Consider the following 21,886-nt stretch of genomic DNA (forward strand, 5'->3'; position numbering starts at 1 on the left):
GATGGGCCTGGAAGCTTTCGCGGATCTGATCGCATCGCGCCTGTTCGCTGTCGGCGGACAGGCCATCCTGCTCGCCGCCCTGGTCTGGGCGCTGTGCCGCTTCCTGCCGCGCCTGGATGCGCGCACGCGTGCCTGGCTGTGGTGGTTGGTCGCCACGCAGTTGGTGGTGGGCCTGCTCTGGCATGCGCCGATCGCGCTGCCGCTGCTGCCTACGGAACCCGCCGCCGTCGCCGCCATGCAGGCCGCTCCGGCTGCCGCCGATGCAGCCACGTACCTCACGACGGTTCCGGCGACGATCGACGCCGTGGATACGGTGTCGGCGCAGGACGCGGGCACGCCGATCGCCTGGTCCGTCTGGTTGCTCGCGGCCTGGCTCGCGGGCGTGGCGGTGATGCTGGTGAATTCCGCTCGCCACGCGCTTCGTCTGCGCGGACAGCTGAAGCGCGCGCGACCCTGCACGGACCTGCGTGCGAACGAGGAATACGCCGCGCTGGGTCGCCACCTCGGCCTCTCCACCTTGCCGACGCTGCGCGTCAGCGACGAGATCGATTCGCCGATGCTCGCCGGCCCGTGGCGCCCGGTGCTGCTGCTGCCCGCGGCCGGCCTGGCGCGGATGCGCGGCGACGACCTGCGCATGGCGCTGCATCACGAACTCGCGCACCTGCAGCGTCGCGACCTCTGGTGGGCATGGATGCCGGCGTTGGCGCAGCACCTGTTCTTCTTCCATCCCGTTGCCCATCTCGCCGCGCGCGAGTACGGCCTGGCCCGCGAAGTCGCTTGCGATGCCGCCGTGCTGGCCGACGAGCGCCACGCACCCCACGACTACGGACGCCTGCTGGTGAAGCTGGGCGTTTCCACCGCACCGTCGCCGGCGCTCGCCGGCGCCTCCCCCACGTTCCGTATCCTCAAGAGGAGACTGCTCATGCTCCAGCACACCGCATCGCCCCTGCGCAGCAGCGCCCTGGCCCTGACCATCGGCCTGGTCCTGCTGGGCGCCGTGCCGTACCAGGTCACCGCCAGCGCCCCCGTTGCGCCCGTCGCACCGACGCCCGCCGTTGCCCCGACCGCTGCCCTCGCGCCCGTCGCGGCAGCGACCGCCACCGCGACGCCGCAGGCGCGCCCGGCCGTCGCGCCGCGCGCCGTCGCCGCTGCCAGTCCGTACGCCGTGCCTGCACCGCCTCCGCCGCCGCCGCCCGCGCCGGCCGTCCCGGCTGTACCCAAGGTGGCGCCGCCCGCGCCTCCCGCACCTCCGAAACATCCTGGCCACAGCAGCAGGCATGTGATCAACATCGACAGTGAGAGCAACGGTGATGCCTACGTCCTGATCGAAGGCAATGACGTCACGATGGCGGGCCGCAGCGACGACATCACCACTGCCCGCAAGCTGCAGCAGGGCAACGCGCCGGTGCTGTGGGTGCGTCAGGACGGCAAGCAGTACGTCGTGCGCGACAGCGCCACGTTGCAGCGCTTCAAGGCCGCGCATGCGCCGATGGAAGCGCTCGGTGCGCAACAGGGCAAGCTCGGCGAAGCGCAGGGCGCGCTCGGCGAACGCCAGGGTGCGCTGGGCGAAAAACAGGGCGAACTGGGCGAGAAGATGGCGGCCATCGCCAGCGAGCAGGCGTCGGCCGCGATGCGCGGCGGACAGGGGCGCCAGGCCGAACTCGATCGCAAGATGGAGGCCCTGGCGCGCGAACAGGATGCCTTGGCCAAGCAGCAGGATGTGCTGGCCCGCCAGCAGGATCCGCTCGCACGGCAGCAGGAAGTCCTTGCCCGCCGCCAGGAGGCTGCCGTCGTGCAGATGCGTCACGACGTGGGTCGCCTGCTGGACGACTCCATCCGCAACGGCAAGGCCCAGCGCCTCTGAGCGGGGCTCACCCGTCCGCGTGCAGCCCGCTCCACTGCGAGCGGGCGATGCGGATGATGGCGCGGACCTGGTCGCGGTCGCGGTGGCGCGAGATCGCGACGGCACCGAACCGCAGGGCCTGCTCGCGGAGTTCTTCGGTCAGGTCGTAGTGCGCGCCGCTGCGTTTGTCCTGATAGGCGCGCCGCGGCATGCCCAGGCGCGCGGCCATCGCATGCAGCTCGTCCAGCGTGTCGGCCATCATGTGGGCCCAGCGACGGCCGCGCCAGAGCGTGACGGCATCGTCCACGTAGACGCTCATCGCGGGGCGGTGGCCTTCGGCGGCCGCACCATGCGGTCCATCAGGTGGTCCAGCGTCGCCGGCAGGTCGCCACAGCGGCCCATGTGCACCGGCGAGGTCTGGATGATCGAACTGCGCTTGGCGGTGAGCCAATGGAAGCGCGCGCGCGACGGCAACAGACCGATCGGCGCAGCGGACTCGCCACCGCGGCAGATCGCGGGAATGGTGTCCAGGTGGCGGCGCAGCGATTCGATGTCCAGCGTGGGGTCGAGCATGCGCAGGCGCGCTTCGTCCAGTTCGATCCGCGCTTCGAGGAAACCCGCGCGCTCGCACGACAGGATGATGCCGACGTTGACGAACTCCTCGCGCTCCACGCGCGGGACGACGCGGATCACCGCGTAGTCGTAGGTGTCATGCGCGCGCACGGATCGCCTCCTGCACGAAGGCGTCGCGCTGCGCCACGCGGCGGACGAGGTACTCGACATACGCGGCGCGCTGCGTCGCGGGATCGCCGAAACCATCGGGGCCCTGCAGCCAGGCATCGGGCACGTCGGCGACGATGCCGCCGATCGTCGCTTCCGTCAGCCTGGCCGCCATTCCGTCATCGACGTCGGCCACGCGCGACGCCCAGCGCAGCAGCACGTGATCGCGGATCAGCGCGAACGGCTTGCCGGCGCCGGACGCATCGCCGTCCCAGCCATGGTGGAAGTACAGCGCCGCGCCGTGGTCGATCAGGTACAGCCTGCGGTGCCACATCAGCAGGTTGGTATTGCGCGCGGTGCGGTCGACATTGCTGATGAAGGCATCGAACCAGACGATGCGCGACGCCAGGTCCGCATCGGGTTGTTCGGCCACGGGGTCGAAGTTCACCGCGCCCGGCAGGTAGTCCATCGCCAGATTGATGCCGGCGCTGGCCTTGATGAGGTCCTGGATCTCCGGATCGCCTTCGGTGCGGGCGAGGTCCGCGTCGAGTTCGATCAGGGCCAGGTCCGGCATCGGCAGCTGCAGCGCCTTGGCCAGGCCGCCGGCGATCACCTCCGCCACCAGCGCCTTCGGCCCCTGGCCGGCGCCGCGGAACTTCAGCACATACAGGCCGTCGTCATCGGCCTCGACCACGGCGGGCATGGAGCCGCCTTCGCGCAGCGGGGTGACGTAGCGGGTGGCGGTGCGGGAAGGAAGCGTCATCAGGCCGCTAGGATAACGCGGCGCCGCGTCGCGATCAGGTCGAGCGTGCCACGCCCATCCGCCGCAGCAACAGATAGACCACCACGCTCGAGGCCGCGCCGAGCAGCAGTGCGAACGCCAGTCCGTGCGAACTGTGCGCGAACGGCAGGCCAGGCAGGTTCATGCCGAACAGGCCGGCGACCAGGCTGGGCGGCAGCAGCAGGGCGGTGATCATCGACAGCACGTACAGATGGCGGTTGGTGCGTTCGGCGAGCTTGGCGGCCACCTCGTCCTGCAGCAGGCGTGCGCGTTCCTGCAGCGTGCCCACGTCGCCATCGAGATCGTCGAAGCGCTGGTTGAGCCGCGCGACCGCGGGCAGCAGTTCGTGGTCGGTGTCGCCGGCATGGCGCTGCTCGAACGGCTTCAGCACGCGCCGCATCGCGGTGAGCGGCCGATGCAGGCGCACGGTCTGGTGGCGCAATTGCGCGAGGTCGCGACGCTCCTCGCCGATGCTGTCCGCCAGTACACGGTCCTCGATGCGGTCCAGCCGCGCGGAGAGTCCGTCGCTGCTGCGCCCGACCGTATCGGCGAAGCGTCCGGCCACCAGCTCCAGCAAGCGGACCGGCGCATCGGCCAGCGCACCGGCGATCACGGCCCGGCGGGCCGCCTCCAGCGAGCGCAGCGGCTGCCGCCGCGCGGTGACGAGCAGGCGGTCCGTCATCGCGAAATGCAGCCAGCCGATGCCGTCGTCGCCGCGCAGCTGGCCTTCGGCGGCGAGATCGACGCCGCGCTGGTGCACCCAGTCGACGAACACGCCGTGCGCCACTTCGTCCTCGAACTGCAGGTTGACGTGGGAATCGGGCGACAACAGCGTTGCATGCGCCTCCTCGGGGAGCGGCAGCATCGCAACGATCTGCGCGCTGCGGACATCGCTCAGGTCCAGGTGCAGCCAGTGCCAGTCCTCGCCATCGGCGTCCTGCAGCGTGCCCGCGCCGCGCGCGGCATCGTCGAGCGCGTGCGCGCGTCCATCGGCATCGAACCGGTACAGCCATAGGGCGCCCGGCAGTCCGGCAGCGGTTGGCGCAGGCGTGTGGGCAGCGGAGAGTGCGGCCATGTATGACAGCCCGGCGACGGTTGGGTGACGGTCAGGCTACCGCCGTCATGTGCCCGTCTCGTGACAGGCGGCCGGTGTCACCCGGCCGGTTGCGCCTCTGCGCCCCCGCGTTGCAGCGGGTCGGGCAGGGCTGCGCCTTGGGGCGTGAAGGCCAGGGAGACCGAGTTCAGGCAGTGGCGCTCGCCGGTCGGCGGTGGGCCGTCCGGGAACACATGGCCCAGGTGGCTGTGGCAGCGGGCGCAGACGATTTCGGTGCGGATCATGCCGTAGCTGCTGTCGTGGATACGGCCGACGTGCGCTTCGTCCACCGGCTGGAAGAAGCTCGGCCACCCGGTGCCGGAGTCGAATTTCGCGCTGGAGCGGAACAGCGGCAGGCCGCACAGGCGGCAGGTATAGGTGCCGTCCTGTTTGTTGTCCAGGAACACGCCGCAGAACGGCGCCTCGGTACCGTGCTGCAGCAGCACCCGGCGCTCGTCTTCGCTCAGGCCGGCGATCAGCGCCGTGCGTTGCGCATCGGTAGGCGGGCTGAGGTCGAAGGCCGTCATGGAAGTGCTCCGGAAGGGGGTGCCGTCGATATGGTGCCGCACCCCGCGTGCCACAACCCTGGTTTACCATCGCGGCGTTCCCGAGGAGATGGCACGGATGCGACTGACGCTGGTTTTGTTGACGACGCTGGCGCTGTCCCAGGCGGCGCGCGCGCAGGCGCCCGACGCGCCGCCCCGTGTTCCGCCGGCCCCCGGCTGCCTGGATGCCCGGCAAATGAGCGAGGTTCGCCAGGCCTCGTCCACGGAGCTTGCCGTGCAGGGTCGCGACGGGCAGCGCTTCCGCATCGCCCTCTCCGAAGGGTGTCCGGGTGCCGGCCGGGCCGATGCCGTCCTGCTGGCACGCGAGGGCTGGGTGTGCGGGACCGGCCAGGAATACGTGCGCATTGGCGAGGCGACCTGCGCCGTGACCGGCATCGCGGCGATCGACGCCCGCCAGTACGCCGCGATAGCGCGTGCCGCGTCGGCGCAGACGGAAGATGGCGTGACCACGCTGGAGACGGTGGAAGTGCGGGCGCCGCAACGGCGAGGCTTCGCCGGTTCCTCGAGCTTCTGCTTCAATCCGCGGTACATGCGCGCGTGGTCGGAAGACAGCGAAGGCATGTTGGTGGAACTGTCGCCCCGCCGCTCGGGTGGGCACCGCTATTACCGTGTCGAGCTCGCGCACGGCTGCCCGGATCTGGATTCCTCGCCCGCCATCACCTTCCGGTCCGGCGTCGGCATCGGGCTCATCTGCGGCAATCCGGGTGATCGCGTGGTCGCGCAGGACAGCGGCGATGGCAGCCTGTTCGATTCGGGCGATGCGGGGATGATGTTCGCCGACGACGAGCGGCGCTGGTCGCGCCGCGGGATCCGCGTGCAGTGTTCGGTGTCGGCGGTCTATCCGCACGAACCGGCGTCGCGCGATGCGGCGCCGGCACCTTGAGCCAGTGGATCAGGGCGTGGCCGTCAGCGCCGCATTGCCCTTGAACTCGCGACGCAGCCAGTCGTCGATCAGTCGCTTCTCGTAGCGCAGGTTGTCGGTGTTGTTGAGGTTGGGACCCATCAGGAAGCCGTGGTCGACCAGCTTGCGCTCGCCTTCGGCGACCACCTGCCCATCCGCACCCTTGACGACGAAATTCAGCGTCATCCGCGGTGGGTAGATGTCTTTCACGATGCGGATGTCGTCCATGCCATGCCGCACCATGGGCTCGTACTGCCCGGCAAGGTCGATGTCGGTGATGGTGACGTCCAGCGTCTGGCCGCGTGCGAGGCGCTGTCCGGCTTCATCGCGCAGGTATTTCGCCAGTTCGGTGACCCAGTTCCCTCGTTTGGATTCCCAGCGGTTGCCGCCGAACTTGATCTCGCTGAACTGCGCGGGATCGGTCCAGCTGACGCTGACGGCACCGCCTTCGGCAGGCAGGTTGCGGGGGATGTCCGGATCGGTGACGTTCTTCTGCCGCGCCTGGCCGGGCAGCGCGGCGGCGAGCGCAACGAGGGCGGTGAGCAGCAGGGCGGGGGCTTTCATGGCCATTCCTCGGGAGGTATCCAGCACGATTGTGCGCCCGCGCCGGGAAAGGCGGCAACGCTATGTCAGGCAGGGCTTACGGCTGTTCAGCGCAGGTTTCCACCCGGTTCAGAGGCTGCGCAGACGCTCCACGTCGCGTACCGGCGGCGCGCCGAACATCCGGCTGTATTCGCGGCTGAACTGCGACGGGCTTTCGTAGCCGACCCGATGGCCGGCGCTGGCGGCGTCCATGACTTCGCTCAGCATCAGGCGGCGGGCCTCCTGCAGGCGCAACTGCTTCTGGTACTGCAGCGGGCTCATCGCGGTGACCGCCTTGAAGTGGTGGTGGAGCGCCGACGCGCTCATGTGCACTTCGCGCGCGATGTGGTCGATGCGCAATGGCTGCGCATAGTGCTGCCGCAGCCAGTGGATCGCCTTGGCCACGCGCTGGCCCTGGCTGTCGGCGATCCCGATGTGGCGCAGCATCGCGCCCTGCGGGCTGCACAGCACGCGATACAGGATCTCGCGTTCGATCAGCGGGCCGAGTAACGGGATGTCGTGCGGGGTGTCGAGCAGTTTCACCAGGCGGATCGCGGCGTCCAGCATCTCCACGCTGCTGGGCTGCAGGAACAGGCCGCGCGACGGCGGCGGCAACGGCGCCCGTGCCGATTCGGCTTCGGTCACCAGTTCGGCGATGGTGGACGGCGACAGCTTCAGGATCAGGCACAGGTAAGGCGCGTCGGCGGAGGCCTGGGTGACCTGGCCGGTGACCGGCAGGTCGACCGAGGCGACGACGAAACGACTGGCGTCGTACTCGTACACCTCGTCGGCGAGGATGGCGCGCTTGGCGCCCTGGACGATCAGGCACAGCGCGGCCTCCTGCACGCCCCGCATCGGGAGCGGCATCGGCGCACTGAGGCGGGAGAACTGCAGCGCCGGGATCGCGGTCGCGTGGAGGCCGTCGCCGCCGGTGGATCGTTCAATCAGGCCGGCGAGTTCGCGCAGGCGGTCGGCATGGGCGGAAGCGGTGTCGGTCATGGGAGGGGCCGTCGCTACGGGCTTGGGGGATGCAGGCGAGTCTACGCAGCGTGCCGCGGGATGGAATGCCTCCAACGGGGCGTCGGCAGGATCAGGCAAGGATCGCGGAGGAACCGGATATCGGCGCCGCGACCGGCGGGCGGAGACTGCGCCCCGTTGCGGCACGCCCGTGCCGCGCTTCCCCCAAACGAGGTCACCCCCATGTCCGGAATCGAAGGAAAAGTCATCGCCATCACCGGTGCCAGCAGCGGCATCGGCGAAGCGGCCGCCCGCGAACTCGCCCGCCGCGGCGCCCACGTCGTGCTCGGTGCACGCCGCACCGATCGGCTGGAGCGGCTGGTCGGCGAGATCACCGCTGCGGGCGGCAGCGCGCGCTGCCGTGCGCTCGACGTCACCCGCCTCGGGGACGTGCAAGCGTTCGTGGCGTTCGCCCAGGCCGAGTACGGTCGGCTCGACGTGATCGTCAACAACGCCGGTGTCATGCCGCTGTCGCCGCTGGCCGCGCTGAAGATCGACGAATGGAACGCCATGATCGACGTCAACATCCGCGGCGTACTGCATGGCATCGCCGCCGCGTTGCCGGTCATGCAGGCGCAGGGCGGTGGCCAGGTGATCAATGTCGCCTCCACGGCCGGCCATCGCGTGTGGCCCAGCGCGTCGGTGTACTGCGCCACCAAGCATGCAGTGCTGGCCATTTCCGAAGGCCTGCGCCAGGAACACGACAAGCTGCGCGTCACCGTGGTGTCGCCCGGCGTGACTACCAGCGAACTGGCCGAAACCACCAGCGACGCCGGCATCAAGGCGTGGCTCGAGGATTTCCGCCAGGTCGCGATTCCCGCCGAGGCCGTTGCGCGCGCCATCGCTTACGCGGTGGACCAGCCCGACGACGTGGACGTCAGCGAAGTCATCGTGCGGCCTGCCGCCAGCCCGAACTGAGTCTTCGTCGGCAAGCAACAAAGTTTTCCACCGCCAGGGGTTGCCGCTGGCGGAGCGGGGGAGTGCAATGGCGCACTCCCCCGCTTCAGGAACTCCCCCTCATGGAATACCGTTACCTCGGCGCGTCCGGCCTGCGCGTCCCCGTCCTGTCCTTCGGTACCGGCACTTTCGGCGGCCAGGGCGCCTTGTTCAGCGCCTGGGGCAGCACCGACGTGGCCGAAGCGCGCCGCCTGGTCGACATCTGCCTCGACGCCGGCCTGACCATGTTCGACAGCGCCGACGTCTATTCGAAGGGCGCCGCGGAGGAAATCCTCGGCGAGGCCATCAAGGGCCGCCCGCGCGACTCCCTGCTCATCTCCACCAAGGCCACCTTCCGCTTCGGCGAGGGCGAGAACCAGGTCGGGTCTTCGCGCCATCATCTGATCAACGCCGTCGATGCCGCGCTGAAGCGGCTGGGCACCGACTACATCGACCTGTTCCAGTTGCATGGCTTCGACGCGCGTCCGCCGGTGGAAGAGGTGCTGTCCACGCTCGACACACTGGTGAAGGCGGGCAAGATCCGCTACCTCGGCGTGTCGAACTTCTCCGGCTGGCATCTGATGAAGTCGCTGGCCGCCGCCGATCGCCATGGCTGGACGCGCTACGTGGCGCACCAGGCGTATTACTCGCTGGTCGGCCGCGACTACGAATGGGAGCTGATGCCGCTCGCCGCCGATCAGGGCGTGGGTGCGGTGGTGTGGAGTCCGCTGGGCTGGGGTCGCCTGACCGGCAAGATCCGCCGCGGCCAGCCGCTGCCCGAGAACAGCCGCCTGCAGTCGCAGACCGCGAACGATGCCGGGCCGCAGGTCGACCTCGAGTATCTGTACGACGTGGTCGATGCGCTGGACGAGGTCGCGCAGGAAACCGGCAAGTCGATCCCGCAGGTCGCGTTGAACTGGCTGCTGCAGCGGCCCACCGTCAGCACCGTGGTGATCGGGGCGCGCAACGAGGAGCAGCTGAAGCAGAACCTGGGCGCGGTGGGTTGGAATCTCACGGCCGAACAGGTGGCGAAGCTGGACGCGGCAAGCCAGCGGCCGAAGCCGTATCCGTACTGGCACCAGGCGGGCTTCGCCTACCGCAACCCCACGCCGGTCTGAGGTCCGCGCGCAGGGCGGGATCGCCCGCCCTGCTTCGTCATCGAATGCGTGCGGCTGCTAGAGTCGCGCGGCCCCTTTCCTGTCCGGAGTCCCGATGCGCCTGCACGCTCGTATGGTGAGTGTCCTCGCCGCCGCCCTGTCCGTTGCCTGCGCGCCCGCGTTCGCGGCCACCACTTACATCAAGGCGGGACGCCTGCTGGATGTGGAATCCGGTCGGACGCTGACCGACCAGGCCATCGTCATCGAGGACGCGCGCATCACCGTCATCGGTCCCGCCGCGACGACACCCGTGCCGGCCGGTGCGACCGTGCACGACCTGTCCGGCAAGACCGTGCTGCCGGGCCTGATGGACGCGCACGTGCACCTGCACGGCGATGCCGACCTGCAGGGTTACCGGCGCCTGGCGATCTCGCTGCCGGCCGCCGCCATCAAGGGCGCGAAGAATGCGCGCACCACGCTGCTGGCCGGCTTCACCACGGTGCGCGTGCCCGGTTCGCCGGGTTACGCCGATGTCGCCCTGCGCGATGCGATCGCCACGGGCGAAGTCGAAGGTCCGCGCATCCTGGCGGGCGGCGTGTCCATCGGCATCACCGGCGGGCACTGCAGCGACAACAACCTGCTGCCGGCCGAATACAAGGCCGTGGGCGAGGGCGTGGCCGACGGTCCGTGGGCCGCGCGGCAGAAGGTGCGGCAGAACGTCAAGTTCGGTGCCGACTTCATCAAGACCTGCTCCACCGGCGGCGTGCTGTCCAAGGGCACCGAGGTCGGCGCGCCGCAGTATTCGCTGGAAGAGCTGAAGGCGCTGGTCGACGAGGCGCATGCGCTGGGCCGCAAGGTCGCCTCGCACGCGCACGGCGCCACCGGCATCCGCAATGCGCTGCTCGCCGGCGTGGATTCCATCGAGCATGCCAGCTTCATCGACGACGAAGGCATCGCGCTGGCGAAGAAGAACGGCGCCGTGCTGGTGATGGACATCTACAACACCGAATACATCCTCGGCGAGGGCGAGAAAGCCGGCTTCCTGCCCGAATCGCTGGAGAAGGAGCGCCGCGTGGGCGCCACCCAGCGCGAGAATTTCCGCAAGGCGCACCAGGCAGGCGCGACCATGGGCTTCGGCACCGATGGCGGTGTGTATCCGCACGGCCTCAATGCGCGCCAGTTCTCGCGCATGGTGCAGTTCGGCATGACCCCGCTGCAGGCGATCCGTTCGGCGACCGTGGTCAACGCGCGCCTGTTCGGCATCGACAAGGACGTGGGCGTGCTCAAGCCGGGCTATTCCGCCGACCTGATCGCCGTGGACGGCGATCCGCTGCAGGACGTCGCCGTGCTGGAAAACGTCGGCTTCGTGATGAAGCAGGGCCGCGTCTACAAGAACACGAGCGAGTGAGGTCGCCCGCATGTCGAAGCCCGTGAAGATCGATTTCGTCTCCGACGTCGCCTGCCCCTGGTGCGCCATCGGCCTGGCCGCGCTCGAAACCGCGATTACCCGCATCGGCGACGGCCTGCAGGTGGAACTGCATTTCGAGCCGTTCGAGCTGAACCCGGACATGGGGCCCGAGGGCGAATCGATCGCTGACCATCTGGGCCGCAAGTACGGCTTGTCGCCTGCGCAGCTGGCGCAGAACGGCGAAGCCTTGCGCCAGCGTGGCGAGGCCCTGGGGTTCCACTTCGATCTGCAGAAGCGCGACCGCATCTACAACACCTTCGACGCGCACCGCTTGCTGTACTGGGCGGGTGAGCTGGGCACCACGCAGCAACATGCATTGAAGCGCGCGCTGCTGCAGGCGTACCACGGCGAGGGCCGCAACGTGTCCGACCGCGATACGCTGGTCGCGATCGTCGGCAGCACGGGGTTGGATGCCGACGAGGCGCGGCGCATCGTTGAGACGGACAGGTTCGCCGCGGAGGTCCGGGAGCGCGAACGGTTCTATCAGCAGCATGGCATCCAGGCGGTGCCGTCGGTGATCTTCAACGGGCGCCACCTGGTCCAGGGCGGACAGCCGCCGGAGACGTTCGAACAGGCGCTGCGGCAGCTGTCGGGGCTCGCGGCGTAAGCGGGATCAGCCGTGCCGGGCCAGCAGGATGGCCTCGTTGCTCGGCATCTCGATGACGACGGCGGTCGGGATGCCGTGGTGCTGGTGCAGGGTGGCGGCGAGCAGCTTCGCGTTCTCCCGGGCGTCGCCCAGGTTGTCGAACCAGTTGCGGCCGTACTGACCCTCGTAGAGCTGCCAGCCACTGGCGGCGGCGGCGATGGTGAAGAGCAGGCGGGGCATGGGGTACTCCAGTAGCAGCGCCGGGCAGGGAACCGGCGGGCCTACTGTGCGTGAAGGTGTCAGGTATCACATTCGGCGGACGCCGCGAATTCGCGTAGGAAAAATCCTACGCCGCGGCCAAGATTCCGCCCTCAGGCGACGGGTTCCAGCGTCGTCTGTTCGAATCGTTCGATCAGTTCCGCACACCGGTCCAGCAGCTCGAACATGCCAGGCAGTTCCAGCATGGCGCGGTGTTCGCTGCGGCCGCTCCAGTACTCGGTGATGAAGACGGCGTCCTCGTTCTCCGGCACGCGACTGATCGTGTAGTCGAGACAGCCGACGCTCTGGTGTACGAGGCGGGAGATGTCGGTCAGCACCCCGACCAGCGCTTCGCGACGACCCGCGCGCGCCTTCACGAAGGTGGCCAGTCCGTAGCCGTTCGCGGTGTCCGAGATGTGCTGGTACATGCGCCCAAGTGTGGCGGGATTCATCGCATCGGGCGTGGGTAGGAAGTCACGCGCCAGCGTGAAGACGCCGGCGTGAAGGCGAGGCGAAGTCAGCGCAGCAACGGGTCCAGGGCCTTCCAGACATGGTCGCGCAACGTGGGTTGCGCGCTGGCGACCGGGTGCAGGTTGTCGGCCTGGTAGGCATTGCGGTCCAGTGCGATGGGCTCGAGCAGGAACGGCAGCAGGGCGGTGCCGTACTGCTTCGCCAGTGCGCTGTAGTTCTGCTCGAACCCGCGCGTGTAGTCCGGCCCGTAGTTGGGCGGCATGCGCATGCCCACCAGCAGGACCTTGGCCTTGCCCGCCTGTGCGGCCGCGATCATCTTCGCCAGGTTGGCGCGGGTCTGCGCCAGCGGCAGCCCGCGCAAGCCGTCGTTCGCACCCAGTGCGATGACGACCACCGCCGGACGATGGCGCTGCAGTTCGCTTGCGATGCGGGCGGCACCGCCCGCGGTGGTTTCGCCGCTGATGCTGGCGTTGACGACGCGCCAACCCGGCCGGGTCTTGCCGACACGATCGGCGGTGAGGGCCACCCAGCCCTGCGCCGGCGCCAGCCCGTAGGCGGCGGACAGCGAATCCCCCATCACCAGGATGGTGCGCGCGCCCTTCGCGGGTGCGGCCTGCGCATTCTGCGCTGCGCCGGGCCGTGCGAATAATGCGACGAGCAGAAGCAGGGCCACGCCCATGACCCATTGCATGCCCGCGCGCTCGGCCCCATACCTGCTTGAATTAAGAAACATTTAATCCGTGCTCCCGATGATTCACGAAATGACCGACGAGACGATCATGGCCGACGCCAGCAGACTGCACACTGAAGCCCGCACCACCGAACGCGCCGTCCTCGACGTGCAGGGGCTGGGCAAGCATGTACCGCTGCCCGGCGGCGAACTGACGATACTCGACGACATCGGCTTCCGCATCGGTCACGGCGATACGGTGGCGATCGTCGGCGCATCGGGTTCGGGCAAGAGCACGCTGTTGTCGTTGCTGGCAGGGTTGGATGTTCCCAGCGCCGGCACCGTCACCCTGGATGGCGAACGCATCTCCGACATGGACGAGGACGGTCGTGCGCGCGTGCGTGGCGACAAGGTCGGCTTCGTGTTCCAGAGCTTCCAGCTGCTGCCGTCGCTGACCGCGCTGGAGAACGTCATGCTGCCGCTGGAACTGCGCGGCGATGCGGACGTGGACGGGCCCGCGCGGCAGATCCTGGAAAAGGTCGGGCTGGGCCAGCGACTGGGCCATTACCCGCGCCAGCTGTCCGGCGGCGAACAGCAGCGCGTGGCGCTGGCGCGCGCGTTCGTCACCCGTCCCTCGCTGCTGTTCGCCGACGAGCCCACCGGCAACCTCGACACGCACACCGGCCAGGCGATCATCGAACTGCTGTTCGCGCTGAATGCGGATGCCGGCACCACGCTGATCCTGGTCACCCACGACGACCATCTCGCCGAGCGTTGCCAGCGCCTCCTGCGCCTGGATGCCGGGCGCCTGCAGGGCGACGCCGCATGAGGACGCTCGCGCTGGCCTGGCGCCAGTTGCGCCGCGACCTGGTGGCGGGCGACATCCGCATCCTGTTCGCCGCGCTGGTGCTGGCCGTCGTGGCGGTGACCTCGGTGGGCTTCGTCACCGATCGCGCCGAGCGCGCGCTGGCCATCGAAGCGAACCGCCTGCTGGGCGGCGACGTGGTCGTGCGTGGCGATACGCCGCCGACGGCCGCGTTGCGCGCGCTGGCGCACGCACCCGGCCTGCGCGTGACCGAGACGCAGGAAATGCAGAGCATGGTGCGCGCCGGCGAATCGCTGTCGCTCGGCGACCTGCGTGCGCTGGGCGAAGGGTTTCCACTGCGTGGCAGCTTCCGCATCGTCGAACGCGCCGGTGCTGCGGAGCACGATGCCGTCGGCGTTCCCGCCCCGGGCACGGTGTGGATCAGCCAGGCCGGCGCCGAGACGCTGGGAGCGAAACCGGGCGATGCGATCGGCATCGGCACGCGCACGCTGACCCTGGCCGCGCTGGTGACGCAGGAGCCCGATGCGGCGCTGGACTACTTCAACGTCGCGCCGAAAGTCTTCCTCAACCTCGCCGACCTGCCTTCCACCGGCCTCGTCCAGGAGGGCAGCCGCCTGCGCTATCGCCTGGTGGTCGCTGGCGATGCCGGCGCGGTCGAAACGTTCACCGCGAAGGTCAAGCCGCAGCTCGCGCGCGGCCAGCGGATGGAAACCATCCAGGACGCGCGCCCGGAAGTGCGTTCCGCGCTCGATCGCGCCAGTCGCTTCCTGGGATTGGCGGCCCTGGTCTCCGTGGTGCTCGCCGCCGTCGCGGTCGCGATGGCGGCGCGCCGCCATAGCGAACGCCACCTTTCCGGCACCGCGGTGATGCGTTGCCTCGGCGCGCAGCAACGCACGCTGGTGGGCATCCATGTCGGCGAGCTGGTGCTGCTGGGCCTGGCCGCGTGCACGGTGGGCGTGCTGATCGCCTTCGGTCTGCAGTGGGGCATCGGCAGCTGGCTGCAGCAATCGCTGAAGATCGACATTCCGCCGGCGGGCCTGTTGCCCGCGTTGCAGGGGTATGGCGTGGGCATGATCGTGCTGCTCGCGTTCGGCGCGCCGCCGGTGCTGGCGCTGCGGCGGGTGCCGGCGCTGCGCGTGCTGCGTCGCGACCTCGACCGCACGGAGCCCAGCGCCTGGCTGGTCGCGCTGACGGGCTTCGTCGGCCTGGGCGCGCTGCTGTGGTGGAAGGCGGGCTCGCCGACGCTCGGCACCGCGATGCTGGTCGGCATCGTCGGTACGCTCGCCGTGCTTGCCCTGCTGGCGTGGCTGCTGATCCTGCTGGTGCGGCGCCTGCGCTCGCGGCTGCGCGGCAGCCTGCGCTACGGGCTGGCCAATGTCAGCCGGCGTGCGGGCACGTCGATCGCGCAGGTATCCGCGCTGGGCCTCGGCCTGATGGCGTTGCTGCTGCTGACCTTCGTGCGCACCGACCTGCTCGATCGCTGGCAGCTGGCGCTGTCGGCCAATGTGCCCAACCGCTTCATCATCAACGTGCAGCCGGACCAGGTGGATCCGGTGAAGACCTTCATGCAGGCGCGCGGACTGTCGGCGGTCGATCTCTACCCGATGATCCGCGGCCGCCTGGTCGAACTCAATGGCAAGCCCACCAGCGGTGCCGACTACGAGGACGCCGACGAGCGCACGCAGCGCCGTGCCGAGCGCGAGTTCAACCTGTCGATGGCCGCGACGCTGCGCGACGACAACAAGGTGACTGCCGGTGAATTCTGGACCGACCGCACGCCGTCCTCGCCGGAACTGTCGGTGGAAGAGGACTTCGCCGAGGCGCTGGGATGGAAACTCGGTGACCAGGTGGCGTTCGACATCGCCGGCCAGCGTTTCGAAGGCCGCGTCACCAGCCTGCGCAGCGTGGACTGGGAGAGCTTCCGTCCCAACTTCTTCGTCATCGCGTCGCCGGGCGCGCTCGATGGCTATTCCGCCAGCTACATCACCGCCGTCAGCGTGCCGACCGGCGATGCCGCTTTCACGCGCGAGCTGGTGGGCCAGTTCCCGAACCTCTCGGTGATCGACGTGGAGGCGGTGCTCAACCAGGTGCGCAGCACGGCCGAGCAGGTCTCGCAGGTGGTGCAGGTGGTGTTCTGGTTCTCGCTCGCGGCCGGCCTGCTGGTGCTGATGGCCGCGGTGAGCGCCAGCCAGGACGAGCGGCTGCTGGAAGGCGGGGTGATGCGCGTGCTCGGCGGCAGCCGGCGCCAGCTGCGGCTGGCACAGGCCTCGGAGTTCGCTGCCATCGGTCTGTTGGCGGGTCTGGTCGCCGCCATCGCGGCCTCGGTCTTGTCCGGTGTGGTCGCCACCCAGGTGTTCGACCTGCCGTGGAAGGCCAACTGGCAGCTCGCTGCGATCGGCGGCGGCCTGGGCATGCTGGCGGCGCTGGGCGCGGGCCTGTTCGCCACGCGCAAGGTGCTGGATGCGCCACCGTCGGTGACGCTGCGCGAGTTGCAGGGCTGAAGCGTATGGCTGGTGTGGGAGTGGTGCCGGCAATGCCGGCACCACTCCCACAAGAGCGGTCATAAAAAAAGGGGCGAGCCGAAGCTCACCCCTTGATGCACACCACCTGGCGCAGCGTGTGGACGACTTCCACCAAATCGCTCTGCGCCGACATCACCGCGTCGATGTCCTTGTAAGCGGCCGGCGATTCGTCGATCACGCCGGCATCCTTGCGGCATTCGACGTGCGCCGTCGCCTCGCGGTGCTGCGACAGGGTGATCTGCTGGCGCGCCGCGGTACGGCTCAACACGCGGCCGGCCCCGTGGCTGCAGCTGTGGAAGCTGTCCGCATTGCCCTTGCCGCGCACGATGAAGCTCTTCGCGCCCATGCTGCCGGGGATGATCCCCAGCTCGCCTGCGCGCGCGCTCACCGCGCCCTTGCGGGTCACCAGCAGGTCCACGCCGCCGTGCGTTTCCTTCTTCACGTAGTTGTGGTGGCAGTTCACCGCCATCTTCTCCAACTGGAACTTCGGCAGGCGGTGGCGCATCTCCGCCAGTACACGCGACATCATCGCTTCACGGTTCTCGCGGGCGTAGTCCTGCGCCCACGAGACCGCTTCCACGTAGTCGTCGAACAAGGGCTCGCCTTCCATGAAGAAGGCCAAGTCCTTGTCCGGCAGGTGGAAGCCCAGCACGCGGTGCGCCAGTTGCTCGCGCGCCCGCTCGATGAAGTAGTTGCCGATCAGGTTGCCGGTGCCGCGCGAACCGCTGTGCAGCATCACCCACACCGCATCGGCCTCGTCCAGGCAGATCTCGATGAAGTGGTTGCCGCCGCCCAGCGTGCCGATCTGGCGGTCCAGCTTGTCGGTACGGATCTTGCGGTGCTTCTGCTTGATCGCCTCCAGGCGTGGTTCCAGTCCCGACTGGGTGATGCGCGTGCGGATGCTGTCCGGCAGTTTCCAGTGCTCGCCACCGCGCCCGTTGCCGACCGGCACGCTGCGCTCGATGCTCGAACGCAGTTGCGCCAGGTTGTCGGGCAGGTCCTTCGCGCGCAGCGTGGTCCGCACCGCGGCCATGCCGCAGCCGATATCCACGCCGACCGCCGCCGGGATGATGGCGCCGCGCGTCGGGATCACCGAGCCCACCGTCGCGCCCTTGCCCAGGTGCACGTCGGGCATCACCGCGACCCACGGGCCGACGAACGGGACGGCCGCGATGTTCCGCAGCTGCTCGTGGGCGCCCTGGTCCAGGGGCACGCCGCGCACCCAGCCCTTGATCGGCGTGGTGCTGCCCTCGGCGTGCAGCAGTTCAAACGTAGTGCTCATGTTCCTTTTCCTTTCGTCCGCGAGCATCTGCGCCCCGGACGGATCTTCTTCATTGCGTGTTGTGGAGTCGATGCACGCGCAGTTCGCGTGTGCCGAGCTGTCGCTTGTGGCGCGCGTAGACCTCGTCGTTGCCATAGAGCGCCCGGTCGCCCTGGACGACGTGCCGCCCTGCGCCGCGATGGCCGTAGGCCACGACGGTGCAGCTTCGCACCACGTCGGTGACGCCTCGGCCACGACCGGCGGGCGGGATCAAGGCCAACTCGACCTCGTACCAGATGCCCTGCAGGCGGTGCAGCTGATGCAGCGGCCCCAGGTCGATGCGGTCCGGCGTCTGCTCCAGCATCGACCACGTTACCCGTTCCTGCCGACGAAGCCGCTCGCGTTCGCGATTGCGGCGCAGCAGTCCCGTCGCGGGATCCACGTAGAGCTTCGGTGCCCAGCGGTCGGCCAACGGCGTCGGTCGTCCCCAGCCCTTGAGCCAGTGCAACCGGCCATCGATGATCGACAGCCGCATCGCCACGAAATCGGCCAGGTGCTGGTGGATGTGCTGCTGCACGGTGCTTCGCCGATCGATGCCGGCACAGATCTCCGAATACACCTTGTCCCAGGGCTTGCCGACCTGTCCGTCCAGGTAGCGTTCCAGCGGTCGCAGATTCTCGTTGAGCCATTTCCGGCGCCGGTGGCGCCAGCGCAGGCTTTCCTGCATCGGCGCGCCCTCGTCCTTGGCGTGCGGCGCACGCTCGCGGGCGTAACTTCCTCCGCGTCGCGGCCGCTCCACGATGACCTTGAACATGTCGTTGCGCATGTGTCGTCCTTTCATCCTTGTGGACCGCGACGGCCGCGTCCATGCGGCCGCCACGGTTTGCTACTTCAATGTCACCAGCTGCTTCAGCACGCCATCCAGGCCGCCGAACACGGTGAGCTTGTCGATCTTCTCGGTGACCTTCTCCAGCGCCTCGAGCTCCTTCAGGCGCATCAGCACCGGCGACTCGTCGATCAGCTTCGCGGTGTTGAGCAGGGAACGCGTGGCGTTCGCCTCCTCGCGGCGGCGGATCACGTTGGCTTGCGCCGTCTTCTCCGCCTGCACCACCCCGTTGAGGATCTCCTTCATCTCGCCCGGCAGGATCACGTCCTTCACACCCACGCCCAGCACCTCGACGCCGAGCCCGGCCATCTGGCCGCGCACGTAGGCGAAGATGTCGGCGTCCAGCGAGGCCTTGTCGCCCAGCAGCTCGTCCAGCGTCTTGGCGGAGACTGCCTTGCGCAGGCCGTACTGCAGTTCGCGGTAGACGAAGTCGCCGACCTTCGCGACCTTGGTGCGCGCCGCCACCACGTCGGTGACGCGGGTGCTGGCGGCCAGGTTCACGCGCAGGCTGACCTTGTCGCGGGTCAGAAGCTCCTGGCCCGAGACCTCGATCGCCTGCACGCGCAGGTCGACGATGTCCACGACCACGTTCTTCTGGAAATTCCAGAAGGCGTAGCTGCCCGGGGCGAGCGTGCGCTCGAGCTTGCCGTCGATGAACACCAGGCCGGCGAACTCCGCCGGCACATCGGCCACCATGGCCAGCTTCGACAACGCACCCAGCTGGCGCAGGCGTCGCGCGACGGCGGCGTCCACGTCCGGCGTGGCGAGCGTCACCGCCTGCACCTCGACCTTCACCAGGCCGATCCAGTACAGGCGCCGCGTGCCGGGCGGCAGCACGTCTTCCAGCTTGCCGTTCTTCAGCACCAGGCCCACCTCCTCCACGCCGATGTCGGCGAGCACGAAGGTGTCGCCCAGCCGCTCGCCCAGGCGCGCGATCAGCGCGTCGACGTCGTGGCCGGCGTATTCCGGTGCTGCGATGTTGAAGGTGCGCACCTCGATCCGACCCATCGGGTCGAACCAACGGTACACGCCGGGTGCGAGCCGTTGCTCGAACCGACGGTTGCGATACACCAGGCCGCGCTCGCCGTCACCGATCACGACCCTCTTGGTCCAGAACATGGCGTTGTTCTCCTTGTTGGCTCTGGTGGTTCGATCCGGATCCAACGGATCGTCGCGGTGGATCGAATCCCGCGACGAAGGGTGCCCATCGCGATTCGCGATCAGCGGAAGAAGGTGGAAACGCCCTTGCACGGAGGCGATGCGGACAACCGGCGCTGCCGGCGGAGGCATGGCAGCGACGAGGCGATCCGAAGATCGCATCGAACGCCGCGCGCCTCCGCGTCGAGGGCGCGGTGCCGGCTTCGACCCCGCTGCGTGCGTCGTCTAACCGCAATCCATCGCAGAAGAACGACACGCCGCACGGGGCGTTTCCTGGGTGGGACGTGCGTCCCTGGTTCCAGATTTACAGTCTGGTGTTGGAGCGGGAATCGAACCCGCGACCGTAGGATTAGTAGTCCGATGCTCTACCCATCTGAGCTATCCAGGGGTGGACGAACCGGATTCGAACCGGTGGCCAACGGCATACGCCGCTGCTCTGCCTCTGAGCTTCCGTCCGCTCGAGGAACACCGTCTTCCACGCTTCGGCATACGCCACGGCAACGCCGCGCGCACCGGACGGGACGCTAGCCCGTACCGCTGTAGCGTGTTCGATCGATATCCCCCATTGCCGGCTGTCGCCAACCGGCAATCCGTTCGGGCGCGACGCGCCCTTGCTGGTGTTCTCTCCACATGCAGCCCGCGTCGGGGCATCACGACGCAGCGCACATGCGCCAGTCGCAGCCGCGCCCCTACATCGGGGCGCGCACGCGCGCTACCCGGATGCCCCAGGGCGGAAAGGAATTTCCGTGGTGGAAAGAAACGAACCTCGATGCATGCGCATCCTCCGCGAACGCTGAAAACAAAACGCCCCCGGGTATGGCGACCCGAGGGCGTTCGCGTTCCTCGGGAGATCGGGGTGGCCGATCTCCCAGGGAGTCAGCCGGATGTCAGAAGTCCAGGTGCCGTGCGCGTTCGATATCGCGCAGGTCGCAGCCGTTCGCACGCAGCGCCAGGCCGCAGCGCGATGGCTGCAGGGCGGGCTTGCTGTCGAAGGAATAGGCGGGCTTCATGGGAAGAATTCGATTGCTGAAAAAACGGCCACGTGGCCGACGGGCGCGCACGATACGCCGCTTGTTTGCGATGCGCAACACTTTTTTCATTTTATTTTCGAGGCCCGACCGGCGGCGATGGAATCGGTCGCGAGTGGCTGCCGTTAGAATGGCGCCTCATTCCCTGCCTGCGCGTCGCATCGTGGCCTCTCCTTTCTCCGATCCCGCTCTTGATGCCTTGATGCTGCCCTTCGCGCAGGGCGTGCTCGCCTGGCCGTCCGGGCCGGTGCTGTTCCTGCGCGCGCGCGATGGCGCTGCGCTGCGCCAGTTCCCGCTGTCGCAGCTGGTATGCGAGCAGAGTTTCCGCCCGGACGCCGAACTGCTGGAACGCGCCGGTCTGCGCGTCGTCGCCGATGCGGCGGCCGATGCGGCGCGCTATGCCCTGGTGCTGGTGTTGCCGCCGCGCCAGCGCGAAGAAGCGCGCGCACTGCTTGCGCGCGCGGTGCAGCTGGCGGCGCCCGACGGGATCGTGGTCGCCGCGATGACCAACAACGAGGGCGCCAAGTCGGGCGAAACCGACCTGAAGCAGCTCGCGGGCCTGGCCGGCACGCTGACCAAGTTCCATTGCCGCACGTTCTGGACGCGCAAGCGCGCGGACAGCGTCGATGACGCGCTGCTCGCGCAGTGGTCCTCGCTGGATGCGCCGCGCCGGATCGAGAACGGCCGCTATCTCAGCCGTCCTGGCGTGTTCGCCTGGAACCGGATCGATCCGGCCTCTGCGCTGCTGGTCGAATGCCTGCCGACGGACATCGCCGGACACGGCGCCGACCTGGGCGCGGGATGGGGATTCCTGTCGCTGTCGCTGCTGGCGCGCAATCCCGCCATCACCGCGCTGGACCTGTACGAAGCCGAGGCGCGGGCATTGTCGTTGGCGAAGGCGAACCTGGCGGACGCCGGCGCGTCCGCGGCGCTCGATTTCCACTGGCACGACGTCACCGCGGGATTGCCGCAGCGCTACGACTTCATCGTCAGCAATCCGCCGTTCCACACGCAAAGTCGTGCGGACCGTCCGGACATCGGTCAGCGCTTCATCACTGCCGCGGCCGCCGCGCTCAAGCCGGGCGGGCGCCTGTGGCTGGTGGCCAACCGCCACCTGCCGTACGAGCAGACCTTGAACGAGCGCTTCGGCGACGTGCGCGTGGCCGGGGAACGCGACGGCTTCAAGGTCATCGCTGCGGTGAAGGCGAGGCGGTGA

Annotated in this window: 23 protein-coding genes and 1 tRNA gene; 9 read left to right on the forward strand and 15 right to left on the reverse strand. The window is 68.9% G+C overall.

The window, feature by feature from the left end:
- The first annotated feature begins 1 nt into the window (after position 1).
- Positions 2-1,864 (forward strand): M56 family metallopeptidase, encoded by a 1,863-nt coding sequence (locus ASD72_RS14910; protein ID WP_056880757.1) that lies wholly within the window; start codon positions 2-4, stop codon positions 1,862-1,864.
- A gap of 7 nt (positions 1,865-1,871) precedes the next feature.
- Here ASD72_RS14910 and ASD72_RS14915 read toward each other — a convergent pair whose 3' ends face one another.
- From ASD72_RS14915 to msrB, 5 genes are all read right to left on the reverse strand, one after another.
- Entirely contained in the window at positions 1,872-2,162 is a 291-nt protein-coding gene (locus tag ASD72_RS14915; protein ID WP_056880758.1) for a DUF4031 domain-containing protein, read from the reverse strand.
- Positions 2,159-2,566: a DUF3037 domain-containing protein gene (locus ASD72_RS14920; protein ID WP_056880759.1), complete on the reverse strand. Its 408-nt coding sequence runs from the start codon at positions 2,564-2,566 to the stop codon at positions 2,159-2,161. Before ASD72_RS14920 ends, ASD72_RS14915 begins: the two co-directional genes overlap by 4 nt.
- Positions 2,553-3,326 (reverse strand): HipA family kinase, encoded by a 774-nt coding sequence (locus ASD72_RS14925; protein ID WP_056880760.1) that lies wholly within the window; start codon positions 3,324-3,326, stop codon positions 2,553-2,555. Before ASD72_RS14925 ends, ASD72_RS14920 begins: the two co-directional genes overlap by 14 nt.
- Positions 3,327-3,360: 34 nt before the next feature.
- Positions 3,361-4,419 (reverse strand): CorA family divalent cation transporter, encoded by a 1,059-nt coding sequence (locus tag ASD72_RS14930; protein ID WP_056880761.1) that lies wholly within the window; start codon positions 4,417-4,419, stop codon positions 3,361-3,363.
- Between the two features lie 77 nt (positions 4,420-4,496).
- Positions 4,497-4,964 (reverse strand): peptide-methionine (R)-S-oxide reductase MsrB, encoded by a 468-nt coding sequence (gene msrB / locus ASD72_RS14935; RefSeq protein ID WP_056880762.1) that lies wholly within the window; start codon positions 4,962-4,964, stop codon positions 4,497-4,499.
- On the opposite strand from msrB, the gene ASD72_RS14940 reads away from it, so the two are divergent.
- Positions 4,963-5,886: a hypothetical protein gene (locus ASD72_RS14940; RefSeq protein ID WP_155944673.1), complete on the forward strand. Its 924-nt coding sequence runs from the start codon at positions 4,963-4,965 to the stop codon at positions 5,884-5,886. The genes msrB and ASD72_RS14940 overlap by 2 nt on opposite strands.
- Positions 5,887-5,895: 9 nt before the next feature.
- Here ASD72_RS14940 and ASD72_RS14945 read toward each other — a convergent pair whose 3' ends face one another.
- The gene (locus ASD72_RS14945) at positions 5,896-6,468 is read right to left on the reverse strand and encodes a DUF3016 domain-containing protein (protein WP_081420408.1); all 573 of its coding nucleotides are present in this window, start codon (positions 6,466-6,468) and stop codon (positions 5,896-5,898) included.
- Between the two features lie 108 nt (positions 6,469-6,576).
- Complete coding sequence (locus ASD72_RS14950) at positions 6,577-7,485, reverse strand: AraC family transcriptional regulator (RefSeq protein ID WP_056880765.1); 909 nt, start codon at positions 7,483-7,485, stop codon at positions 6,577-6,579.
- 201 nt (positions 7,486-7,686) lie between these two features.
- Between ASD72_RS14950 and ASD72_RS14955 the strand changes: the two genes are divergently transcribed.
- From ASD72_RS14955 to ASD72_RS14970, 4 genes are all read left to right on the forward strand, one after another.
- Complete coding sequence (locus tag ASD72_RS14955; RefSeq protein ID WP_056880766.1) at positions 7,687-8,421, forward strand: SDR family oxidoreductase; 735 nt, start codon at positions 7,687-7,689, stop codon at positions 8,419-8,421.
- Between the two features lie 101 nt (positions 8,422-8,522).
- Positions 8,523-9,557 (forward strand): aldo/keto reductase, encoded by a 1,035-nt coding sequence (locus ASD72_RS14960; protein ID WP_056880767.1) that lies wholly within the window; start codon positions 8,523-8,525, stop codon positions 9,555-9,557.
- A 94-nt stretch (positions 9,558-9,651) separates the two neighbouring features.
- A complete protein-coding gene (locus ASD72_RS14965; RefSeq protein ID WP_081420367.1) occupies positions 9,652-10,944 on the forward strand; it encodes an amidohydrolase family protein in 1,293 nt (430 codons plus the stop codon).
- Between the two features lie 10 nt (positions 10,945-10,954).
- Positions 10,955-11,611 carry a DsbA family oxidoreductase gene (locus ASD72_RS14970; protein ID WP_056880769.1) on the forward strand — a complete coding sequence of 219 codons (657 nt, stop codon included), beginning with the start codon at positions 10,955-10,957 and terminating at the stop codon, positions 11,609-11,611.
- A 6-nt stretch (positions 11,612-11,617) separates the two neighbouring features.
- Here the strand turns inward: ASD72_RS14970 and ASD72_RS14975 are convergent, their stop codons facing one another.
- From ASD72_RS14975 to ASD72_RS14985, 3 genes are all read right to left on the reverse strand, one after another.
- Positions 11,618-11,830 carry a hypothetical protein gene (locus ASD72_RS14975; protein WP_056880770.1) on the reverse strand — a complete coding sequence of 71 codons (213 nt, stop codon included), beginning with the start codon at positions 11,828-11,830 and terminating at the stop codon, positions 11,618-11,620.
- Between the two features lie 131 nt (positions 11,831-11,961).
- Entirely contained in the window at positions 11,962-12,276 is a 315-nt protein-coding gene (locus ASD72_RS14980) for an antibiotic biosynthesis monooxygenase (protein ID WP_056880771.1), read from the reverse strand.
- Between the two features lie 89 nt (positions 12,277-12,365).
- Positions 12,366-13,010, reverse strand: a complete 645-nt coding sequence (locus ASD72_RS14985) for an arylesterase (RefSeq protein ID WP_081420368.1) — start codon at positions 13,008-13,010, stop codon at positions 12,366-12,368.
- Between the two features lie 88 nt (positions 13,011-13,098).
- On the opposite strand from ASD72_RS14985, the gene ASD72_RS14990 reads away from it, so the two are divergent.
- Both ASD72_RS14990 and ASD72_RS14995 read left to right on the forward strand, forming a co-directional pair.
- Positions 13,099-13,818: an ABC transporter ATP-binding protein gene (locus ASD72_RS14990; protein WP_056881058.1), complete on the forward strand. Its 720-nt coding sequence runs from the start codon at positions 13,099-13,101 to the stop codon at positions 13,816-13,818.
- Positions 13,815-16,316: an FtsX-like permease family protein gene (locus tag ASD72_RS14995; protein WP_056880772.1), complete on the forward strand. Its 2,502-nt coding sequence runs from the start codon at positions 13,815-13,817 to the stop codon at positions 16,314-16,316. Before ASD72_RS14990 ends, ASD72_RS14995 begins: the two co-directional genes overlap by 4 nt.
- Positions 16,317-16,401: 85 nt before the next feature.
- Here the strand turns inward: ASD72_RS14995 and ASD72_RS15000 are convergent, their stop codons facing one another.
- The 5 genes from ASD72_RS15000 to ASD72_RS21670 all read right to left on the reverse strand — a co-directional run bounded on the left by ASD72_RS15000 (position 16,402) and on the right by ASD72_RS21670 (position 20,652).
- Positions 16,402-17,619 carry an RtcB family protein gene (locus tag ASD72_RS15000; protein ID WP_056880773.1) on the reverse strand — a complete coding sequence of 406 codons (1,218 nt, stop codon included), beginning with the start codon at positions 17,617-17,619 and terminating at the stop codon, positions 16,402-16,404.
- Between the two features lie 49 nt (positions 17,620-17,668).
- Complete coding sequence (locus ASD72_RS15005) at positions 17,669-18,424, reverse strand: hypothetical protein (RefSeq protein WP_056880774.1); 756 nt, start codon at positions 18,422-18,424, stop codon at positions 17,669-17,671.
- A 60-nt stretch (positions 18,425-18,484) separates the two neighbouring features.
- Positions 18,485-19,603, reverse strand: a complete 1,119-nt coding sequence (locus ASD72_RS15010) for a slipin family protein (RefSeq protein ID WP_056881059.1) — start codon at positions 19,601-19,603, stop codon at positions 18,485-18,487.
- Positions 19,604-20,030: 427 nt separating this feature from the next.
- Positions 20,031-20,099: transfer RNA gene (locus ASD72_RS15020), tRNA-OTHER, on the reverse strand.
- 430 nt (positions 20,100-20,529) lie between these two features.
- Complete coding sequence (locus ASD72_RS21670; RefSeq protein WP_255357658.1) at positions 20,530-20,652, reverse strand: hypothetical protein; 123 nt, start codon at positions 20,650-20,652, stop codon at positions 20,530-20,532.
- A 148-nt stretch (positions 20,653-20,800) separates the two neighbouring features.
- Here ASD72_RS21670 and ASD72_RS15025 point away from each other — a divergent pair, with 148 nt between their 5' ends.
- Positions 20,801-21,886: a class I SAM-dependent methyltransferase gene (locus tag ASD72_RS15025; protein WP_155944675.1), complete on the forward strand. Its 1,086-nt coding sequence runs from the start codon at positions 20,801-20,803 to the stop codon at positions 21,884-21,886.

It is taken from the genome of Pseudoxanthomonas sp. Root630, from assembly GCF_001427585.1.
GTDB lineage: Bacteria > Pseudomonadota > Gammaproteobacteria > Xanthomonadales > Xanthomonadaceae > Pseudoxanthomonas_A.